Below are 17,130 nucleotides of genomic sequence, written 5' to 3'. Positions count from 1 at the left end.
CGCTCGGATTCGATTTTCGTCTAATTTGACATCTCTCTAATCAGAGTGGCAAGCTGAGCCCTACTTAGACAACCTTCAAATCAAGGGTGCGCCCACGCCGCCGCCCGGAAGGAACGGATCATGAGTAGTGGATGCTGCGGCCCGGCCACCACCGCCGAACAGGCCGTACCCGTCACCACCGCCGAGCGGACCGTGCCGGCCACCGGCGCCACGCCCGGCCCGGACCACCTGCCGGTGGCGGTGATCGGCGCAGGCCCGGCAGGCCTGGCCGCCGCCGCCCACCTGGCCGAGCGCGGCCTCGACTTCCTGGTGCTGGAGGCCGGATCCCGGGTGGGCGCCTCCATCGCCCAGTGGGGGCACGTGCGCACCTTCAGCCCGTGGAAGTACGACATCGACGCCGCCGCCCGCCGCCTGCTGGACGCGCACGGCTGGACCGCGCCGGATCCCGAGTGGCTGCCCACCGGGTCCGAGATCGTCGAGCAGTACCTGGCGCCGCTGGCCGCCCACCCCGCCATCGCCCCGCACCTGCGCCTGAACGCGAAGGTCACGGGCATCAGCCGGGCCGGATACGACCGCGTCCGCACCGCCGGACGGGAGCGGGCTCCGTTCCTGATCCGCCTCGCCGACGGTCAGGAGATCGCCGCCCGCGCCGTCGTCGACGCCTCCGGCACCTGGACCACCCCGAACGTGCTGGGCGCCTCCGGTCTGCCCGCGTACGGCGAGGCCGAGGCCGCCGCGTTCGTCGACCACGCCCTGCCCGACGTGCTGGGCGCCGACCGGGACCGGTACGCCGGCAGGCACACCCTGGTCGTCGGCGCCGGGCACTCGGCCGCCACCACCCTGCTCGCCCTGGCCGCGCTCGCCGACGAGGCGCCCGGCACCCGCATCACCTGGGCGATCCGCGGAGGGAACGCCACCCGCACCTACGGCGGCGGCGCCGCCGACGCGCTCCCGGCCCGTGGCGCGCTCGGCACCCGACTGCGCGCGCTGGTCGAGTCCGGCCGCATCACGCTGCTGACCGGCTTCTTCGCCCACGCCCTCACCGTCGACGGCGAGACGGTCACCGTGGTCAGCCGGGATCCGTCGGGGGAGGAGCAGAAGGTGGTGACCGAGCGGATCGTCGCCGCCACCGGTTACCGTCCCGACCACTCCATCGCGGGCGAGCTCCGCCTGGACCTGGACGCGATCCTCGGCTCCACCCGCGCGCTGGCCCCGCTGATCGACCCCAACCACCACTCGTGCGGTACCGTGCCCGCGCACGGCGCCGACGAGCTGGCCCACCCCGAGCCCGGTTACTACGCCGTCGGCGTCAAGAGCTACGGCCGGGCCCCGACCTTCCTGCTGGCCACCGGCTACGAGCAGGTCCGTTCGGTGGTCGCCGCCCTGGCCGGGGACTGGGAGGCCGCCCGCGATGTCCAGCTGGAGCTGCCCGAGACCGGCGTGTGCTCCTCCGGCCTGGCCGAGGCCCAGGAGGCCCGCGTCGGGCTGGCCACCGGAGTCAGCGGCGGCCTGCTGGCCGCGCCGCTGCCCCTGGCGACGGCGACCGCCGGAGGCGCCTGCTGCGGCTGAACCCGCCTGAACCCGCCTGGACCCGCCTGGACCCGCCTGGACCCGCCTGAACCCACTGGACCCACCGGTCTCCGCCGCGCCCCGGCCCGGGCGGGCGGAGACCGGCAGGCCGGGGCCGCGATCTCCGCGAGGAGGAGCGCTTGTCCGGGGGAGAGGCCCGATATAGCGTTACTACCTATGAGGGCGGAGGCGCTCAAAGGCCACCTCGACGGTCTGCTCCTGGCCACGCTGGAGGACGGGCCGCTGCACGGCTACGCGGTCAAGGAGGCCCTGCGCGAGGTCACCGGCGGCCGGATCGACCTGCCCACCGGCACCGTCTACCCCGCCCTGCACCGCCTGGAGGGCGCCGGCCTGATCAGCGGCGCCTGGGGCGTCGCCAACGGGCGGCGCCGCCGTACCTACCGGCTCACCGAGGCCGGGCACGCCGCGCTCAGCGGCGAGCGGGCCGGCTGGCAGGAGTTCGCCACCGCCGTCACCTTCGCCCTGAAGGCCCGTCCGTGGCCGGCCACCCCCTGATCACCGCCCAGCTCGACGTGCTGGCCGCGCGGCTGCCCGCCCCGGCGGCCGAGGAACTCGCCGACGGGCTCCGGGAGACCTACGAGCACCGGCTCGGCGAGTGCGGCGACCCCGATCGCGCCGCCCGCACCGCCATCGCCGACTTCGGTGACGCCGACGTGATCACGGCCGCCTTCCTGCGGCAATCGCCGCAGCGACGCGTCGCCCTGACGCTGCTGGCCGGCGGCCCGGTCATGGCGGTCCTGTGGGGTACGGCCCTGCTGACCGCCCACGCGCCCGCCTGGCCGGTCCCGCTCGCGGGGAGGCTGCTGTTCGGGGGCGCGCTGGCGGCCACGGTCGCGCTCCTGCTCATGACCGTCCGGGAACGGCACTCCTATCGCCGCAGCCGGGCGATGACCGCGGGCGCCCTCGCCTCGCTCATCGCGCTCGACGTCCTGATGTCGGTCACGGCCGCCGTGGCGGGTCCCGTCCCGGCCTGGCCCGCGGTGCTGGCCGTGACGGCCAGCACGCTGCGCGTCCTGCTCGTCCTGCGGGTCCTTCCGGCCGTCCTCGCCCGATGAGGGCGGCGCGGCGGGGCGAGCCTCAGCCGGGCAGCAGCTCGGCGACGAGCCGCTCGACGCGGGCGCGGATCTCGTCGCGGATCGGCCGTACGGCCTCGATGCCCTGACCGGCCGGATCGTCCAGCTTCCAGTCCTCGTAGCGCTTGCCGGGGAAGAACGGGCAGGCGTCCCCGCAGCCCATGGTGACCACCACGTCGGAGTCCCGCACCGCCTCGGTGGTCAGCACCTTGGGCCGTTCGGCGGTGATGTCGACGCCGACCTCGGCCATGGCCCGCACGGCGACGGGGTTGACGCTCCCGGCCGGGGTCGAGCCGGCCGAGCGGACCTCGATGCGCCCCTGCGCCAGGTGGGCCAGCCAGGCGGCGGCCATCTGGGAGCGGCCGGCGTTGTGCACGCACACGAACAGCACGCTGGGCCTGTCACTCATCGCTTGGAGGTCCTTTCCTGAGGTGGGTGGTGGCCGGTGTGCTCGCCCGGGTGCGCCATGACCGCCTCCTGGGCGACCCCGGCCGTCGGGCGGCCGAACAGGCCGGTCACCAGCAGCAGGCCGATGATCCCGCCGAGCAGCTGGGCGGCGACGAAGCCGGGCACCGACGCCGGGGCGATGCCGGCGAAGCTGTCGGAGAACGCCCGGCCGATCGTGACGGCGGGGTTGGCGAAGGAGGTGGAGGAGGTGAACCAGTAGGCCGCGCCGATGTAGCCGGCCACGGCCACCGGGGCGACAGCCGTACGGCCCGCCCGCACCAGGCAGAAGACGACCATGACCAGCCCGGCGGTGGCGACGACCTCCCCCAGCCACAGATGGCCCGCGGCGCGCTCGGTGGTCGCCCAGCTGACGGCCGGTCTGGCGAACATGGCGTTGGCCAGCACCGCTCCGGCGATCGCGCCGCCGATCTGCGCCGGGAGATAGAAGGCCAGCTCGCGGGCCGTCAGCCCGGTGCGGGTGCGGCGCCCCTGCCACCAGTCGGCCAGGGAGACCACCGGGTTGAAGTGCGCGCCGGAGACCGGTCCGAGCACGGTGATCAGCACGCCCAGGCCGAAGACCGTGGCGATGGCGTTCTCCAGCAGTTGCAGGCCCACATCCTGCGGCGACAGGGACTGGGCCATGATTCCGGAGCCGACCACCACGGCCACCAGCAACCCGGTGCCCAGGAACTCGGCCAGCGCGGAACGGGCCGGTGGGGTCACGTGCCCGCTCCGGCCGGGACGCCCAGCAGAGCCGACAGGCGGGCGAGGACCTCGGGGCGCACCCAGTAGTACACCCAGGTCCCCCGCCGCTCGGAGCCCACCAGCCCGGCTTCTCGCAGCACCTTCAGATGGTGCGAGATCGTCGGCTGGGAGACGTCGAACGGGCCGGTCAGGTCGCACACGCACGCCTCGCCGCCCTCGTGGGAGGCGATCAGCGACAGCAGCCGCAGCCGGACCGGGTCGGCCAGCGCCTTGAACATCCGCGCCACCTCGACCGCGTCCGTCTGGTTGAGCGGCTCACGCGCCAGCGGCGTGCAGCACTCTCCGGTGACCTGGTTCGACATATCTCTATGTTGACAGTCATCTATTCAGAGTGACAACCTCGGCTATATAGACGGACATCAAATCAAGACCGAGGAGCCGTCATGTCCCGCGTCCAGCTCGCCCTGCGCGTCGCCGACCTGGAAGGCTCGATCGCCTTCTACTCGAAGCTGTTCGGCACCACCCCGGCCAAGCGCCGCGAGGGCTACGCCAACTTCGCCATCGCCGAACCGCCGCTCAAGCTCGTCCTCATCGAGGGCCGGGCCGGTCAGGACACCCGCCTGGACCACCTCGGCGTCGAGGTCGCCTCCACCGAGGAGGTCGGCGCCGCCACCGAGCGCCTGAAGCGAGCCGGTCTGGCCACCTTCGAGGAGAACGACACCTCCTGCTGCTACGCCCTGCAGGACAAGGTCTGGGTCCACGGCCCCGGCGCCGAGCCCTGGGAGGTCTACGTGGTCAAGGCCGACGCCGACACTCTCGGCGGGAGCGGCACGCCTGCCGCGGGCGCCTGCTGCGCCTCCGAGGAGGAGGCCGGGTCCGGTGAGGAGGCCGGGCCCGGCTGCGACTGCGGCGGTTGAACTCCGGCGGTCACCGGCCCGCGCTCCGTACCGGCCGTCACCGGTTCATGCTCATGCCGGATTCGGCGGTCACCGGCCGACGACCGGGCTGCGCCGCTCCAGCAGCACCACGTCCCGCCAGGTCCCGTGGTGGCGGCCGACGCGCTCGCGTACGCCCACCGCCCGGAAGCCGAGCGCCTCGTGCAGGCGCAGGCTGGAGAGATTCTCCGGGAAGACGCCCGACTGGATCGTCCAGATCCCCGCGTCCTCGGAGGCGGAGACGAAGGCCGTCAGCAGTGCCCGGCCGACGCCGCGCGAGTGGTGGCGCGGGTGGACGTAGACGCTGTGCTCGACCACCCCGGCGTACACGCAACGCGAGGAGACCGGTGAGGCCGCGACCCAGCCGGCGACCTCACCGGTGGCGACGTCGGCGGCCACATAGCGCAGCCGTTCCAGCTTGCCTGCGGTGAAGTCCTCCCAGGACGGGGCGGTGGTCTCGAAGCTGGCCTGACCGGTGTCCAGCCCGGCCTGGTAGATCTCCAGCACCTGGGCGGCGTCGCTCTCGCGCATCGGCCGGATCTCCAGGCCGGGCCCGATCGCGGGCTTGGCCGCGCGCACGATGGCCGAGTGCACGCCGTCGCCGTGATCGGCGGTCAGGGTGATGTCCACGCCGGTGAAGCCGGCCGCCGCGAGCAGTCCGCGATACTCGCCCACGGCCAGGGTGCCGGCGGCGCAGCCCACCCGGGCCTCGGCCGCGGCCCGCCGTACCGCGTCGACGCCGTCGTCGGTGACGACGTCGCTGATCCCCAGGCGCCCGCCGGGCCGCAGCACCCGGAACGCCTCGGCCAGCACGGCCGCCTTGTCGTCGGAGAGGTTGACCACGCAGTTGGAGACGATCACGTCGACCGTGCGGTCCGGCAGCGGCACGGCCTCGATCACCCCGTGCAGGAACTCGACATTGGCCGCACCGGCCCGCCCGGCGTTGCGCCGGGCCAGTTCGAGCATCTCGGTGCTGGCGTCCAGGCCGTACACGCGGCCCTCGGGGCCGACCCGGCGGGCCGAGAGCAGCACGTCGACGCCGCCGCCCGAGCCCAGGTCCAGCACGGTCTCCCCGGCCCGCAGTTCGGCGACGGCGACCGGGTCGCCGCAGCCCAGGCTGGCCCGCAGCGCCTCCTCCGGCAGACCCGCGGCGTCGCCGTAGCCGGCCGCCCCGAAACGGCCCTCGCCGAACTCGGCGGTACCGCAGTCTGTGATCCTCTCGCCGGACAGGGCCGCGCGGGCCAGGCCGGAGTAGCGCTCGACGATCTCCTCGTGGGCCATCGCCGGCTCCTTTCACTCGCAGGCGGGGGCGGCCGGGACGGGGTTGCCCATCACCACGTCGGCGGCGGTGGGGAAGCAGCGCACGCACGCCTCGTTGATCCGGTACAGGCTCGCGGTGCCGCGCCGCTCCACCAGGACGAACCGGACCTCGGCCAGGATCTTCAGGTGGTGGGAGACCGTGGACTGGCCCACCCCGGAGGCCTCCACGATCTGCCCGACGGTCATGGGCGTACGGCGCCGCGCCAGCAGCGAGACGATCTGGATGCGCGTGGCGTCGGCCAGCGCCTTGAACCAGCTCGCGTACTCCTCGGCGGAGGCGCGGTCCAGCGGTTCCGGACTCTCATTCATCGTCAATCGACGATAATCGATTAAGCTCGGGCCGGCAAGGCTGCCCCCTGCCGCGGGCACCGTCCCGGTACCGCGGACATACGCGAAACCGGGGGCCGTCAGCTTCGACGGCCCCCGGTCCGGGTGATCGGCGGTGGACGGCGGTCACGGCGCCGGTGTCCGGCGGGACCGCGTCGTCAGCCGGCGTAGGTCTCGTACTCGGCGACCTTCGGCGTGCCGGTCGAGCCGGTGATCTCGAAGGTGATCTTGCGCAGCGAGGTCCGGGGGAAGGTGATGACGCCCGCTCCGGTGCCGGAGGTCAGGACGGCGCCGGTGTCACCGTTGAGGACCCTCCAGGTCCTGATGGCGCCGGTGGAGCCCGAGGCCTCCCGGATGTTGATCTTGGACACCGCGGTGGCGGAGCCCCACTTGATCGAGACGGAACCGGTCGAGCCGGCCGGCGACCAGAAGGTGCTCAGGTTCCCGTCCCGCACGTTGCCGTAGCTCGTCCCGTCGGCCTTGCTGGAGCCGTCGGCGCCGGCCCCGATGCTGAGGTTGGTCCCGCCGGGCTGGGTCGGCGTGGAGGTGGGGGTGCTGGTCGGCGTCGAGGTGGGCGTCGACGTGGGGGTGCTGGTCGGCGTCGCGGTGGGGGTCGCGGTCGGCGTCTGCGGCGAGCAGCTGCCGTTCGACACCTTCAGGCCCTTGTTGGCGCCCGCGGTCTGGTTCACGATGCTCGGCACGCAGCCGGCCGCGTCGAGGCTGTAGGAGTAGGGGATGCCGACGGTGGTGTTGGACTGCGGGTTGGGCCCGGCGGGCTTGTTGTCGGTTCCGGGGCTGGACCAGGTCACGTTGTCGAAGATGTTGCCGCTGACCTGCCAGTAACCGGCCGCGTCGGTGTAGAAGGTGCCCAGGACGTCCTTGGAGTCCTTGAAGTAGTTGTTGTCCACCTTGGCGCGGGCGCCGGCGCGGGAGTTGATGCCGGACTCGTTGAGGCTCACGTAGTGGTTGTTGTAGATGTGCGCGATGCCGCCGCGCAGCAGGGGCGTACGGGAGTCGATGTTCTCGTACAGGTTGTGGTGGTAGGTGATGAAACCGTTGGAGAGGTCGCTCTCGCTGGACCCGACGAGGCCGCCGCGGCCGGAGTTGCGCAGGATGCTGTAGGACAGGGTCACGTACTGGGTGTTGCCCTTCATGTCGAAGAGGCCGTCGAAGCCCTCCGACTCCCCGCCCGAGGCCTCCAGGGTGGTGTGGTCGACCCAGACGTTGCGGACCGTGCTCTCCATGCCGATGGCGTCACCGCCGTTGGAGGTGGGGGAGCCCGACTTCTTGACGTTCCTGACCGTCACGTTCTGGATGATGATGTTGCTGGAGTCGCGGATGTGGATGCCCACCTGGTCGAAGACGGCTCCGGCGCCGACCCCGACGATCGTGACGTTGCTGATTCCCTTGAGCTCGATCACACCGGCGGCGGTGCTGCAGCTGTCGCCCGACACCTTGGCGGTGTTGCCGTGGTTGATGGTCCCCTCGACCTGGATGATGATCGGGGTGCTGGTGCTGGCCCGGTTGCACAGGGCCGCGTGGATCGCGGTCCCCGTGGTGGCCCGCACCGTCTGCCCGCCCGCGCCGCCGGTGGTCCCGCCGTTCTGGGTCGCGTAGCCGGTGACGCCGCCGGCCGCGGCCGAGGCCGCGGGGCTCGACAGGACCACACCGGTCGCCGCCGCGATGGTCGCCGTGGCCAGGGCCGCGTAAAGCCGCGGTGCGACTCGTCGTTTCATTCTCGCCTTCCCTTTTCGTCGAATGCCGGGTGCTGCTCCGCGCCGGGGGTGTGACCGGCCGCCTGTCAGGAGAAGCCGTCGCCGTTAAAACCGCGGTGGATGGCGCGATACGTCGTTGTAATGGCGCGCACCCTGCGTTCCGCAGGGTGTCGACATCCTGGGTCAAGCCCTCGTAGCGGACCGGTAAGGGCTCATGTGCGAAGTCGCCGTGGGTGTCGCGATGTCGCCTCCGCCGGAGCGAGCCTGGTAAATTAGGAAAGCGCTTTCCCCTTCGGGAGAATAGGGTCGCACTTGTCGTATTGGCAAGAGTGCGGATACGGAAAGTTCATCCGCCCAGGTCAGGCGGCGCGCCCGCGCCCCCGGGGCGCCGCCTGAATGATCATGTCGATGAACGCCGGGCCGGGAGGGCGGGGTGCGGAGGCCCGATCGCCCGGTCGCCCCGAGGCTCACGCCGTCAAGCCCTCCCGTCCGGAACCGGTCCGGGCGGTCGGCGGGTGCCGCCGATCGGGTGGCGCGGACCGTGCCGGTCCCGCCCGCGGCGACCGCCCGACCATGACGAGCGGCCATCGGGCCGACGGGAAAGCCGGATCAAGCGTCAGTGGCTGATCGGTGCGAATTGGAAGACATCTGCCGGGTCACGTGACCGGGCGGGTATCCGTGTGCGGCGCCGGCCCCGGGTGCTGATATCGCCGGACTCCACGATGACGGCTCCACCGTCCCCGGAAGTCTCCGGTGTCTTCCCGGAAGTGCGGAGAGGCCTGTGCTTTCGCTCCGGTGCCGGATCCGGTGATGGCGGATTCCTCGTAGGAGGCGGTTGTTCCCTCGCGTACGGGCCGGTCTGGCGCCTCGGCCGGACCCGATGATCACAATATCCGCCGCTCCCGTCGGCCGGTTTTCCGAGGGTCGGGCCACTGTAATCCTGTGCCGCTTGTCTCGGTCGATGGGACCGTACGGAAAACGCGTCTATTTATGCAGGTGCCGGATTTCTCATAGCGATTCCTGAGCGTTTCTCTGGAAGTCCTCGGGGCTCAAGTATCGGAAACGCCGGGAGTCTGGGAATCGTCGGCCGACGGGGATTCCGTCCACCAGCGCACCGCCGTGCTCACCACCTGTGGCGGCACCTCGTGACCGCCTTCGAACTCCTGGTAGGTGACCTGGTATCCGTTCTCCCGCAGCGCGGGGACGAGACGCCGGCTGCACCGGTCGATCGGCAGCACGCGGTCCCCGGTGCCGTGGGAGACGAAGAACCGCGGGTGGCCGTGGTGCACCATCGCCGCCGTGAAGCCCGGGGAGAAGGCCAGGACGGCGCGGAACAGGTCGCCGTTGGCCACTCCCAGCGAGAGCGCGTAGGAGCCCCCGTCGGAGAACCCGGCCACGGCCACGTGGCCGGCGGCGATCGCCGTACGCGCGAACACCTCCTGCAGCGCGGCGTCGAGCCGGGCCACGTCGGGGCCGTATCCGCCGGTGATCACGTCCCAGGTGGACGCGACGGACTGCGGCGCCAGCAGCAGCGATCCGGCGGCGTCGGCGTGCGGGGACAGCCAGCCCAGGGCCTGTCCGGCGGTGCCGCCCGCGCCGTGGAGCACCACGGCCAGCCGGGACGGCCCGCCCTGCGGGAACGGGGGCACGTACAGCAGCGCCTGGCCGTCCAGCCGGTGTGTCCCGGGTTCGACGGTCACGGGGTTCGCGGCCGGGCGGGCGGTGAGCCGGCCGTGCCGCGCGCCCTCCTCCGGCCCGGGGTGCGGCAGGGACCTCTCCGGCACCGGCACCGCGATCACCTCCACCGTGTCGTCCGTTCCCGGGGCACTCCCTCCATGCCCCCGTGCGGCCGGACGAAAGAACGCACGGTGTCATGATTCGGCAATCACCCCGGCCCATCGCCTCGGGGGTGGACCGCCGTCGGTGAGGCCGGTGTCGGCGCGCAGCCGCGCGGCGATCGTGCTCTTGCCCGAGGCCGAGTTGCCGCGCAGCACGATCAGGCGTGTGCGCTCGGATCCCACGGTCATCGGCCGCAGCCCAGAGGATCGTCGCCCGTGCCGGCGCGCACGCGCGGGACTACGGGCCGGAGGAGGCCGTCCAGGCGGCGATCTGCGCCCGGGAGTTGAAGCCCAGCTTGTTCATGATCGACCGCACGTGGCTGTCCACCGTGTGCTCCGAGATGAACAGCCGCTCGCCGATCTGCCGGTTGCTGAGCCCCTCGGCGATCAGCCGCGCCACCTCCGCCTGCCGCCTGCCGAGCGGCGTCTCCTCAGGCGTCTCCTCCGGTGCCCCCTCCTGCGTCCCGGCGGGCGGCGCCGGCCCGCCGAGCGCCAGCCCGATCGCGGCGTCCCTGCTCAGACGCCTCCCGGCCGCGTACTCCTCCTCGAACGCCGCCGCCCCCAGCTCCGCCCTGGCCGCCTCCCCGGCCCGGGCCAGCAACGGCGGGAGGAAGGGAAGGACGCTCGCCCCGGCCTCCGTGCGCACGGTCTCGGCCGCCCCCATCAGCAGCGCCGCCGGCCGCGCCCGCCCGGAACCGGCCGCGACGCAGCCCAGTGCGTCGAGCAGCACGTACTGCCCCACCCGGTCGTCGATCCGGTGCGCGACCCGCAGCGCCTCCGTCAGCAGCGGCCCCGCCTCGTCGAGCGCGCCCGCGATCAACCGGGCGGAGCCCAGGTTCAGCAGCATCATGCCCAGGCTGTAGAGGTCGCCGGTCTCCCGGCCGAGGCGCACGCCCTCCGCCGCCGCCTCCGCGACCGCGTCGAGGTCTCCCTCGAAGAGGCCGTTCAGCGCGCGCGACTGCAGGAACATGAGCACGGCCGCGTCGTCGTCGAGCCCCTCCACGACGGCACGGGCCCGCTCGCCCAGCCGCCCGGCCGCCGTGCGATCCCCCGACATGCTCGCCGCCATCGACGCCAGTGACAGCGACTGCGCCAGCAGGGACGGCAGTCCCGCCTCCCCGGCCCCGGTCACCGCCTCCTCCAGCGCGGGGCCCGCGCTCGCCGCGTCCGACTGCAGCACCGCCAGGAAACCGCGCACGAAGGCGGCCCTGGCCCGCTCGGCCGGCCCGGCTCCCTCGCAGGCGAGCAGCTCCCCGGCCCACCGGACCCCCTCGCTGGGCGCACGGGTGATCCAGTAGTAGCCGATGGCGTAGACCAGGTTCATGCCGCGCGCCGCCCCGTCACGGGTCACGCAGCCCCGCAGCACCGCGCGTACGTTGTCGATCTCCAGGTCCATCCAGTCGAGCCACCCGGCCAGCCGCCGCCGGACCTGAGGCGCGGCCCGAAGGCAGCGCGCGGTGTAGTGGTCGGCGAACCTCCGGCCGAGCGCCTCCTCCTCGCCGGCCTCGCGCAGCCTGAGCGCGGCGTACTCGCGCATCGTCTCATGCAGGCGGTAGCAGGCCAGGTCCCCGGCGTCCTCCTTCATCACCAGCGACTTGTCGACCAGCGACGCCAGCGGGTCCAGCGCGGGCAGGCCCTCCTGCGCGCAGACCGCCTCGACGTCCTCCAGCGTGAACCGGCCGGCGAAGACGCACAGCCGCCGCAACAGCACCTGCTCCGCCGGATCCAGCAGGTCGTGGCTCCAGTCGATGGTGGTGCGCAGCGTCTGGTGGCGGGGGAGCGCCGTGACGCCACCGGTGAGCAGCCCGAACCGGTCGTCGAGACGGTCGAGGATCTGCTCGGCGGACAACACACGCGTCCGTACGGCCGCCAGTTCGATCGCCAGCGGCAGGCCGTCGAGACGGCGGCACAGCCCGGCCACCGCCGCCTGGTTCGCCGCGGTCAGCTCGAACGTGCCCGACGCCGCCGCGGCCCGCTCCGTGAACAGCATGACCGCCTCGTTCCGCCGCAGCCCCGCCGCCGGCGGCGGTAGCGGTGGATCGAGCGGTGACGCGGCCGGATCGATCGGCGGCGCGGGCAGGTCGAGCGGCGGTACGGGCACCACGTGCTCGCCGGGCGCCGACAGCGGTTCCCGGCTGGTCGCGATCACCCGTACGCCCGGCGCCGCCCGCATCATCTCCGCGACCAGCCGGGCCGTCGCCGCGAGCAGGTGCTCGCAGTTGTCGACCACCAGCAGCAGCCTCTTGTCCCGCAGGTACGCCGCCAGCACCGCCGACGGCCCGGCCGCGGTCTGGCTGCGCAGGTCCAGGGCCGCCATGACGGCGTCGCCGACCAGCGCGGAATCGCGTATCTCGGCCAGCTCCACCAGCCACGCGCCGCCGGGGAACCCGCGTCCGAGATCACCCGCCGCCCGCAGCGCCAGACGCGTCTTACCGACCCCGCCGGGCCCGACGAGACTGACCAGGCGGGCCTCGGCGAGCCTTCTCCTGACCGCGGCGAGCTCACGACGGCGGCCGATGAAACTGGTCGCCTCGGCGGGCAGGTTGCCCGGACGGCGAGGGGGTCTGGCCATCGTGACTCGGACACTACTCGCCCAATCACGAATTCACGTGATTCCCAGGGCCCGGTGCCTGTCCGACTCTGGGAACCGTGAAAGCCATCCGCTACCACGCCTACGGCCCGCCCGAGGTGCTGCGACTGGAGAACGCGGACATGCCCGCCGTCGGGGCCGATGACGTGCTGATCCGCGTACGCGCCGCCTCCGTCAACCCGCTGGACTGGCACAACATGCGGGGCGAGCCGTACTTCGCCCGCCTGGATATGGGCCTGACCCGTCCCAGGCACACAGCCCTGGGCGCCGACCTGGCGGGCGTCGTCGAGTCGGTGGGCCGTAACGTCACCGCCTTCCGGCCGGGGGACGAGGTGTACGGCGGCTGCGGTCTGGACCTCGTGCCGGGCACGACGGGCCTGGCCGAGTACGCCTGTCTGCGTCAGGACGGCATGCTGCGCGAGATGCCGGCCGGGCTGACGTTCGAGCAGGCCGCGGCCGTCCCGGTGGCGGCGCTCACCGCACTCCAGGGGCTGCGCGACAGAGGCCGGGTCCGGCGCGGGCACCGGGTGCTGATCAACGGTGCTTCCGGCGGCGTGGGGACGTTCGCGGTGCAGATCGCCAAGGCCATGGGGGCCGAGGTGACCGGGGTGTGCGGCACCGGGAACACGGAGCTGGTCCGCTCGATCGGCGCCGACCACGTCGTGGACTACACCAAGGAGGACTACACGCGTTCCGGGAAGCGGTACGACGTGGTGCTCGACCTGGTCGCCAACCACGGTCTCCTGGCGAACCGGCGGGTGCTCGCGCCCACGGGCGTCTTCGTGGAGTGCGCGCCGTCGAAGGGGCAGTGGATCGGGCCGGTGCTCGGGATGGTCAAGGTCGCGATGATGCCCCGGATGGCGTTCTTCCTGTCCCGCACCAGCGCCGACGATCTCGCCGCCGTCAGCGGGCTCATCGAATCGGGGAAGGTCACCCCCGTCATCGACCGGACCTACCCGCTGGACGAGACCGCCGAGGCCGTCCGCTATCTCGAACGGGGACACGCGAGGGGCAAGGTCGTGGTCACCGTATGAACACCTTGGGATGACGGCGGCCGGTCCGCGTCGTGCGATCTACGTGCGATCTAGGATCGGGTCATGCCCCTGACGGCGGACGACGTCGACCGGTTCGAAGCCTCCAGACCGCGCCTGGAGGCCATCGCCTACCGTCTTCTCGGCTCCGCCGGGGAGGCCGAGGACGCCGTGCAGGAGACCTTCCTGCGCTGGCAGGCCGCCGACGTCGGCCGCATCGAGGTCCCCGAGGCCTGGCTGACGAAGGTCCTCACCAACCTGTGCCTCAACCAGCTCGCCTCCGCGCGGGCGCGCCGCGAGACCTATGTGGGCCAGTGGCTCCCCGAGCCGCTGCTCGCCGGGGACCCGATGCTCGGCCCGGCCGAGACCGCCGAGCAGCGCGAATCGGTCTCGTACGCGGTCCTCACCCTCATGGAGCGCCTGTCTCCCGGCGAGCGGGCGGTGTACGTGCTGCGGGAGGCCTTCGGCTACCCGCACCGGGAGATCGCCGAGATCCTCGACATCACCGAGGCAGCCAGCCAGCAGATCTTCCACCGGGCCGGGAAGCGCGTCGCGGACGGCAGGGCCCGCACCGAGATCGACGAGGCCGCCGCCCGGCGGATCGTCGAGGAGTTCCTGGCGGCCGCCAACAGCGGCCGGATCGAGCCGCTCGTGCGCCTGCTCACCGAGGACGCCATCGCGATCGGCGACGGCGGCGGGAAGGTCCCCGCCCGCGCCAAGGCGTTCGAGGGCGCCGTCGCGGTCGCGAAGTTCCTGTGGGGCCTGTTCAGGCCCGGCGAGGCCAAGCGCGCCCTGGTCGGCGGCGCGCCCGGGGTGTACGCCTGGACCGCCAACGGCGACCCCGCCGTCGTGGCCGTCGTGGACGGCCGGGTCGTCGCCGTCATGTGCCTGGAGGTCACCGCCGGGGGCATCGCCGCGTTCCGCAGCCAGGTCAACCCCGACAAGCTCGAGCGCGCGACCGCGCAGTGGGCGGCCGCCGAGCACGGGGAGCCCCTGTTCCACGCCTTCTGAGTGCCGTGTGAGGTGTTTCACACCGCGTTCCTGTCAGGAAACGGCGGGCCGCCCGGTTCAAGGGGCGAATCCGCACAAGATCCGCACAAGATCCGCGCAAGACAGGAGCAGGGAAATGCAGCACCGCATCGTAGTCCTCGGCGCCGGATACGCCGGAGCCAGCGCCGCCGGCCGCCTCGCCAGGCGGCTCCGCCGCGAGGACGTGACCGTCACCCTCGTCAACGCCGAGCCCGACTTCGTCGAACGCGTCCGCATGCACCAGCTGGCGACCGGCCAGGACCTCAGGTCCCGGCCGTTCAGCCGGATGTTCGCGGGCACCGGCGTCGAACTGAGGCTCGCGAAGGTCACCGGCGTCGACGTCGACCGCAGGACGGTCGCCGTCACCGACGCGAACGGCCCCGGGGAGATCGGTTACGACACGCTCGTCTACGCCCTCGGCAGCGGCTGGAACACCCGGGGCGTCCCCGGGACGGCCGAGCACGCCTACGAGATCGCCGGCCGGCCCGGAGCGCTCCGGCTGCGCGAGCGCCTGGCCGGCCTCGGCGCCGGGCAGACCGTGGTCGTCGTCGGCGGCGGCCTCACCGGCCTGGAGGCCGCGACCGAGATCGCCGAGACCCGCCCCGACCTGGACGTCGCCCTCGTCGCCCGCGGCGGCCTCGGCGACTGGCTCTCGCCCAAGGGGCGTGAGCACCTGCGGAAGGTCTTCGGCAGGCTGGGGATCACCGTGCACGAGCACACCGCCGTCACCGGCGTCGAAGCCGACCGTGTCACCACCGCCGGCGGCGGGGCCGTCCCCGCCGCGGTCACCGTGTGGACCGCCGGCTTCGCGGTCCATCCGATCGCGGCGGCGACCGCCCTGGAGGTCACCGGCACCGGCCAGATCGTGGTCGACGGGACCATGCGCTCGGTTTCCCACCCGGAGGTGTACGCCGTCGGCGACGCGGCCATGGTGATGGGCCCCGGGGACAAGCCGCTGCGGATGTCGTGCGCCACGGGGGGCCCGACCGCGTGGCAGGCCGCCGACGCGATCGCGGCGCGCCTGACCGGCGGGAAGCTCCCGAACGTCCCGCTCCGCTACTTCAACCAGTGCATCTCGCTGGGCCGTAAGGAAGGCTTGATCCAGTACGTCACCGCCGACGACCGCGCCGTGCGGGCGGCCCTGACCGGACGGCTCGCCGCCGTCTACAAGGAACTGGTCTGCAAGGGCGCCGCCTGGAGCGTCGCCAACCCGACGCTGGGGCTGCCGGTCCGGCGCCGCCGCGTCACGGGGAAGCGGTCCGCGGCGGGCCCGCTCGCGGCCTCTTCGCTCAGGTGAGCTCCTCCAGGTGAGCTCCTCAGGCACGCAGGCGGCGGCGCAGCCGTTCGGCCAGCGGCTCGCTCAGGCCGGTCTCCACCGCCCGCAGGCACGCCGACCGCGCCGGTTCCGTACGGCCCAGGCGGTGCAGCAGCTCGGCCCGGGTGGCGTGCCACCACGGATAGCCGTCCAGCCCGCCGAGCCGGTCGACCAGGGCGAGCGCCGCCGCCGGGCCGTCCCGCTCGGCCACGGCGGCGGCGCGGTTGAGCCGTGCGACCGGGGTGTCGTGCACCGTGAGCAGCACGTCGTACCAGGAGATGACGGCGTCCCAGTCGGTGCCGGCGTAGGAGGGGGCCAGCGCGTGGCAGGCGGCGATGGCGGCCTGCACGGCGTACGGGTCGGGCCGTTCGGGGGAGTGCCGCAGGGCGGCGCCGACCAGCTCGACGCCCTCCCTGATCCGCGCGGCGTCCCATGCCGACCGGTCCTGGTCGGCGAGCAGCACGGGATGTCCCTGTTCGTCCAGGCGGGCGGGACGCCGGGCGTCGTGCAGCAGCAGGAGCGCGAGCAGGCCGAGCGGAGTCGGCTCGCCGGGCATCAGCTCGGCGAGCCGCCTGGCCAGCCGTACGGCCTCCGCCGACAGCTCGGTCCTGATCAGATCCGCGCCCGCCCCGGCCGTGTAACCCTCGTTGAAGATCAGATAGATCGTGGCGGCCACGCCCGCCAGCCGCTGGGGAAGCTCCTGCGCGGGCGGCACCCGGAACGGGATGCGGGCGTGCGTGATCTTCTGCTTGGCGCGGGTGAGCCGCTTGGTCATGGTCGGCTCCGGCACCAGCAGGGCGCGGGCGACCTCCGCGGTGGACAGCCCGCCGAGAGTCCGCAGGGCGAGCGCGACCTGGGCCTCGGACGACAGGGCCGGGTGGCAGCAGGTGAACATCAGCCGCAGCAGGTCGTCGCGGATCGTCTCGGCGGGCTCGCCCTCCGGGTCGAGCAGCGACATCGCCTCGGCCTCCTTCCCGGCGCGCCCGGCCTCCCTGCGGATGAGATCGATCGCCCGCCGCCGCGCCGTCACCGTGATCCACGCGCGCGGGCTGTCGGGCACGCCGTCGCGGGGCCACCGTTCCAGCGCCCGCACCACGGCGTCCTGGACGGCGTCCTGGGCCAGGTCGATGTCGCCGGTCACGCGGATCAGCGTGGCCAGCACGCGAGTGCCCTCCTCGCGTGCCAGCCGTTCCACCGCGTCGCGGGAGTCCATCC

The 17,130-nt window shown here is 73.0% G+C and carries 17 protein-coding genes; 7 read left to right on the top strand and 10 right to left on the bottom strand.

Going from position 1 to position 17,130, the window contains the following annotated elements:
• Window positions 1–120 precede the first annotated feature (120 nt).
• The 3 genes from Psi01_RS31385 (at window position 121) to Psi01_RS31375 (ending at window position 2,645) form a co-directional block, all read left to right on the top strand.
• Window positions 121–1,569, top strand: coding sequence for an FAD-dependent oxidoreductase (locus Psi01_RS31385; RefSeq protein ID WP_204067746.1), 1,449 nt, complete (start codon window positions 121–123; stop codon window positions 1,567–1,569).
• A 177-nt stretch (window positions 1,570–1,746) separates the two neighbouring features.
• Window positions 1,747–2,085, top strand: a complete 339-nt coding sequence (locus Psi01_RS31380) for a PadR family transcriptional regulator (RefSeq protein WP_204067745.1) — start codon at window positions 1,747–1,749, stop codon at window positions 2,083–2,085.
• Window positions 2,067–2,645, top strand: a complete 579-nt coding sequence (locus Psi01_RS31375) for a hypothetical protein (RefSeq protein ID WP_204067744.1) — start codon at window positions 2,067–2,069, stop codon at window positions 2,643–2,645. The genes Psi01_RS31380 and Psi01_RS31375 overlap by 19 nt, the downstream gene beginning before the upstream one ends.
• Before the next feature lie 22 nt (window positions 2,646–2,667).
• Here the strand turns inward: Psi01_RS31375 and Psi01_RS31370 are convergent, their stop codons facing one another.
• Genes Psi01_RS31370 through Psi01_RS31360 form a run of 3 tightly spaced genes read right to left on the bottom strand, consistent with a single transcriptional unit; the run spans window position 2,668 to window position 4,177 of the window.
• On the bottom strand, window positions 2,668–3,072 hold the full coding sequence (locus Psi01_RS31370) for an arsenate reductase ArsC (protein WP_204067743.1): 405 nt from the start codon (window positions 3,070–3,072) through the stop codon (window positions 2,668–2,670).
• Window positions 3,069–3,833 (bottom strand): aquaporin, encoded by a 765-nt coding sequence (locus Psi01_RS31365; RefSeq protein WP_204067742.1) that lies wholly within the window; start codon window positions 3,831–3,833, stop codon window positions 3,069–3,071. Before Psi01_RS31365 ends, Psi01_RS31370 begins: the two co-directional genes overlap by 4 nt.
• Window positions 3,830–4,177, bottom strand: a complete 348-nt coding sequence (locus tag Psi01_RS31360) for an ArsR/SmtB family transcription factor (RefSeq protein ID WP_204067741.1) — start codon at window positions 4,175–4,177, stop codon at window positions 3,830–3,832. The genes Psi01_RS31365 and Psi01_RS31360 overlap by 4 nt, the downstream gene beginning before the upstream one ends.
• An 81-nt stretch (window positions 4,178–4,258) precedes the next feature.
• On the opposite strand from Psi01_RS31360, the gene Psi01_RS31355 reads away from it, so the two are divergent.
• Window positions 4,259–4,732 carry an ArsI/CadI family heavy metal resistance metalloenzyme gene (locus Psi01_RS31355; protein ID WP_204067740.1) on the top strand — a complete coding sequence of 158 codons (474 nt, stop codon included), beginning with the start codon at window positions 4,259–4,261 and terminating at the stop codon, window positions 4,730–4,732.
• A gap of 69 nt (window positions 4,733–4,801) precedes the next feature.
• Here the strand turns inward: Psi01_RS31355 and Psi01_RS31350 are convergent, their stop codons facing one another.
• The 6 genes from Psi01_RS31350 to Psi01_RS44220 all read right to left on the bottom strand — a co-directional run bounded on the left by Psi01_RS31350 (window position 4,802) and on the right by Psi01_RS44220 (window position 12,522).
• Window positions 4,802–6,031, bottom strand: coding sequence for a GNAT family N-acetyltransferase (locus tag Psi01_RS31350; RefSeq protein WP_204067739.1), 1,230 nt, complete (start codon window positions 6,029–6,031; stop codon window positions 4,802–4,804).
• 12 nt (window positions 6,032–6,043) lie between these two features.
• Entirely contained in the window at window positions 6,044–6,379 is a 336-nt protein-coding gene (locus Psi01_RS31345; protein ID WP_204067738.1) for an ArsR/SmtB family transcription factor, read from the bottom strand.
• A gap of 176 nt (window positions 6,380–6,555) precedes the next feature.
• On the bottom strand, window positions 6,556–8,133 hold the full coding sequence (locus Psi01_RS31340) for a pectate lyase family protein (RefSeq protein WP_204067737.1): 1,578 nt from the start codon (window positions 8,131–8,133) through the stop codon (window positions 6,556–6,558).
• Window positions 8,134–9,161: 1,028 nt separating this feature from the next.
• Window positions 9,162–9,917, bottom strand: a complete 756-nt coding sequence (locus tag Psi01_RS31335) for an alpha/beta hydrolase (RefSeq protein WP_204067736.1) — start codon at window positions 9,915–9,917, stop codon at window positions 9,162–9,164.
• 66 nt (window positions 9,918–9,983) lie between these two features.
• Window positions 9,984–10,139 carry a hypothetical protein gene (locus Psi01_RS31330; protein WP_204067849.1) on the bottom strand — a complete coding sequence of 52 codons (156 nt, stop codon included), beginning with the start codon at window positions 10,137–10,139 and terminating at the stop codon, window positions 9,984–9,986.
• 49 nt (window positions 10,140–10,188) lie between these two features.
• Window positions 10,189–12,522, bottom strand: a complete 2,334-nt coding sequence (locus Psi01_RS44220) for a LuxR C-terminal-related transcriptional regulator (RefSeq protein WP_204067735.1) — start codon at window positions 12,520–12,522, stop codon at window positions 10,189–10,191.
• A 77-nt stretch (window positions 12,523–12,599) separates the two neighbouring features.
• On the opposite strand from Psi01_RS44220, the gene Psi01_RS31320 reads away from it, so the two are divergent.
• From Psi01_RS31320 to Psi01_RS31310, 3 genes are all read left to right on the top strand, one after another.
• A complete protein-coding gene (locus tag Psi01_RS31320; protein ID WP_204067734.1) occupies window positions 12,600–13,574 on the top strand; it encodes an NAD(P)-dependent alcohol dehydrogenase in 975 nt (324 codons plus the stop codon).
• A gap of 63 nt (window positions 13,575–13,637) precedes the next feature.
• Window positions 13,638–14,582, top strand: a complete 945-nt coding sequence (gene sigJ, locus Psi01_RS31315; RefSeq protein WP_204067733.1) for an RNA polymerase sigma factor SigJ — start codon at window positions 13,638–13,640, stop codon at window positions 14,580–14,582.
• A gap of 115 nt (window positions 14,583–14,697) precedes the next feature.
• Entirely contained in the window at window positions 14,698–15,897 is a 1,200-nt protein-coding gene (locus Psi01_RS31310) for an NAD(P)/FAD-dependent oxidoreductase (RefSeq protein WP_204067732.1), read from the top strand.
• Window positions 15,898–15,916: 19 nt separating this feature from the next.
• Here the strand turns inward: Psi01_RS31310 and Psi01_RS31305 are convergent, their stop codons facing one another.
• Window positions 15,917–17,128, bottom strand: a complete 1,212-nt coding sequence (locus Psi01_RS31305) for an RNA polymerase sigma factor (protein WP_204067731.1) — start codon at window positions 17,126–17,128, stop codon at window positions 15,917–15,919.
• Window positions 17,129–17,130: the final 2 nt, after the last annotated feature.

The sequence above is a fragment of the Paraplanobispora siamensis genome, from assembly GCF_016863175.1.
GTDB lineage: Bacteria > Actinomycetota > Actinomycetes > Streptosporangiales > Streptosporangiaceae > Planobispora > Planobispora siamensis.
This window is presented reverse-complemented; position numbering and strand designations above follow the sequence as displayed.

Bases quoted from the DNA above. Each gene is read 5' to 3' on its own strand.
- Psi01_RS31370 (WP_204067743.1), bottom strand. From the start codon at position 3,072: ATGAGTGACAGGCCCAGCGTGCTGTTCGTGTGCGTGCACAACGCCGGC.
- Psi01_RS31340 (WP_204067737.1), bottom strand. From the start codon at position 8,133: ATGAAACGACGAGTCGCACCGCGGCTTTACGCGGCCCTGGCCACGGCG.
- Psi01_RS31310 (WP_204067732.1), top strand. From the start codon at position 14,698: ATGCAGCACCGCATCGTAGTCCTCGGCGCCGGATACGCCGGAGCCAGC.
- Psi01_RS31345 (WP_204067738.1), bottom strand. From the start codon at position 6,379: ATGAATGAGAGTCCGGAACCGCTGGACCGCGCCTCCGCCGAGGAGTAC.
- sigJ (WP_204067733.1), top strand. From the start codon at position 13,638: ATGCCCCTGACGGCGGACGACGTCGACCGGTTCGAAGCCTCCAGACCG.
- Psi01_RS31385 (WP_204067746.1), top strand. From the start codon at position 121: ATGAGTAGTGGATGCTGCGGCCCGGCCACCACCGCCGAACAGGCCGTA.
- Psi01_RS31360 (WP_204067741.1), bottom strand. From the start codon at position 4,177: ATGTCGAACCAGGTCACCGGAGAGTGCTGCACGCCGCTGGCGCGTGAG.
- Psi01_RS31330 (WP_204067849.1), bottom strand. From the start codon at position 10,139: ATGACCGTGGGATCCGAGCGCACACGCCTGATCGTGCTGCGCGGCAAC.
- Psi01_RS31380 (WP_204067745.1), top strand. From the start codon at position 1,747: ATGAGGGCGGAGGCGCTCAAAGGCCACCTCGACGGTCTGCTCCTGGCC.
- Psi01_RS44220 (WP_204067735.1), bottom strand. From the start codon at position 12,522: ATGGCCAGACCCCCTCGCCGTCCGGGCAACCTGCCCGCCGAGGCGACC.
- Psi01_RS31305 (WP_204067731.1), bottom strand. From the start codon at position 17,128: ATGGACTCCCGCGACGCGGTGGAACGGCTGGCACGCGAGGAGGGCACT.
- Psi01_RS31350 (WP_204067739.1), bottom strand. From the start codon at position 6,031: ATGGCCCACGAGGAGATCGTCGAGCGCTACTCCGGCCTGGCCCGCGCG.
- Psi01_RS31355 (WP_204067740.1), top strand. From the start codon at position 4,259: ATGTCCCGCGTCCAGCTCGCCCTGCGCGTCGCCGACCTGGAAGGCTCG.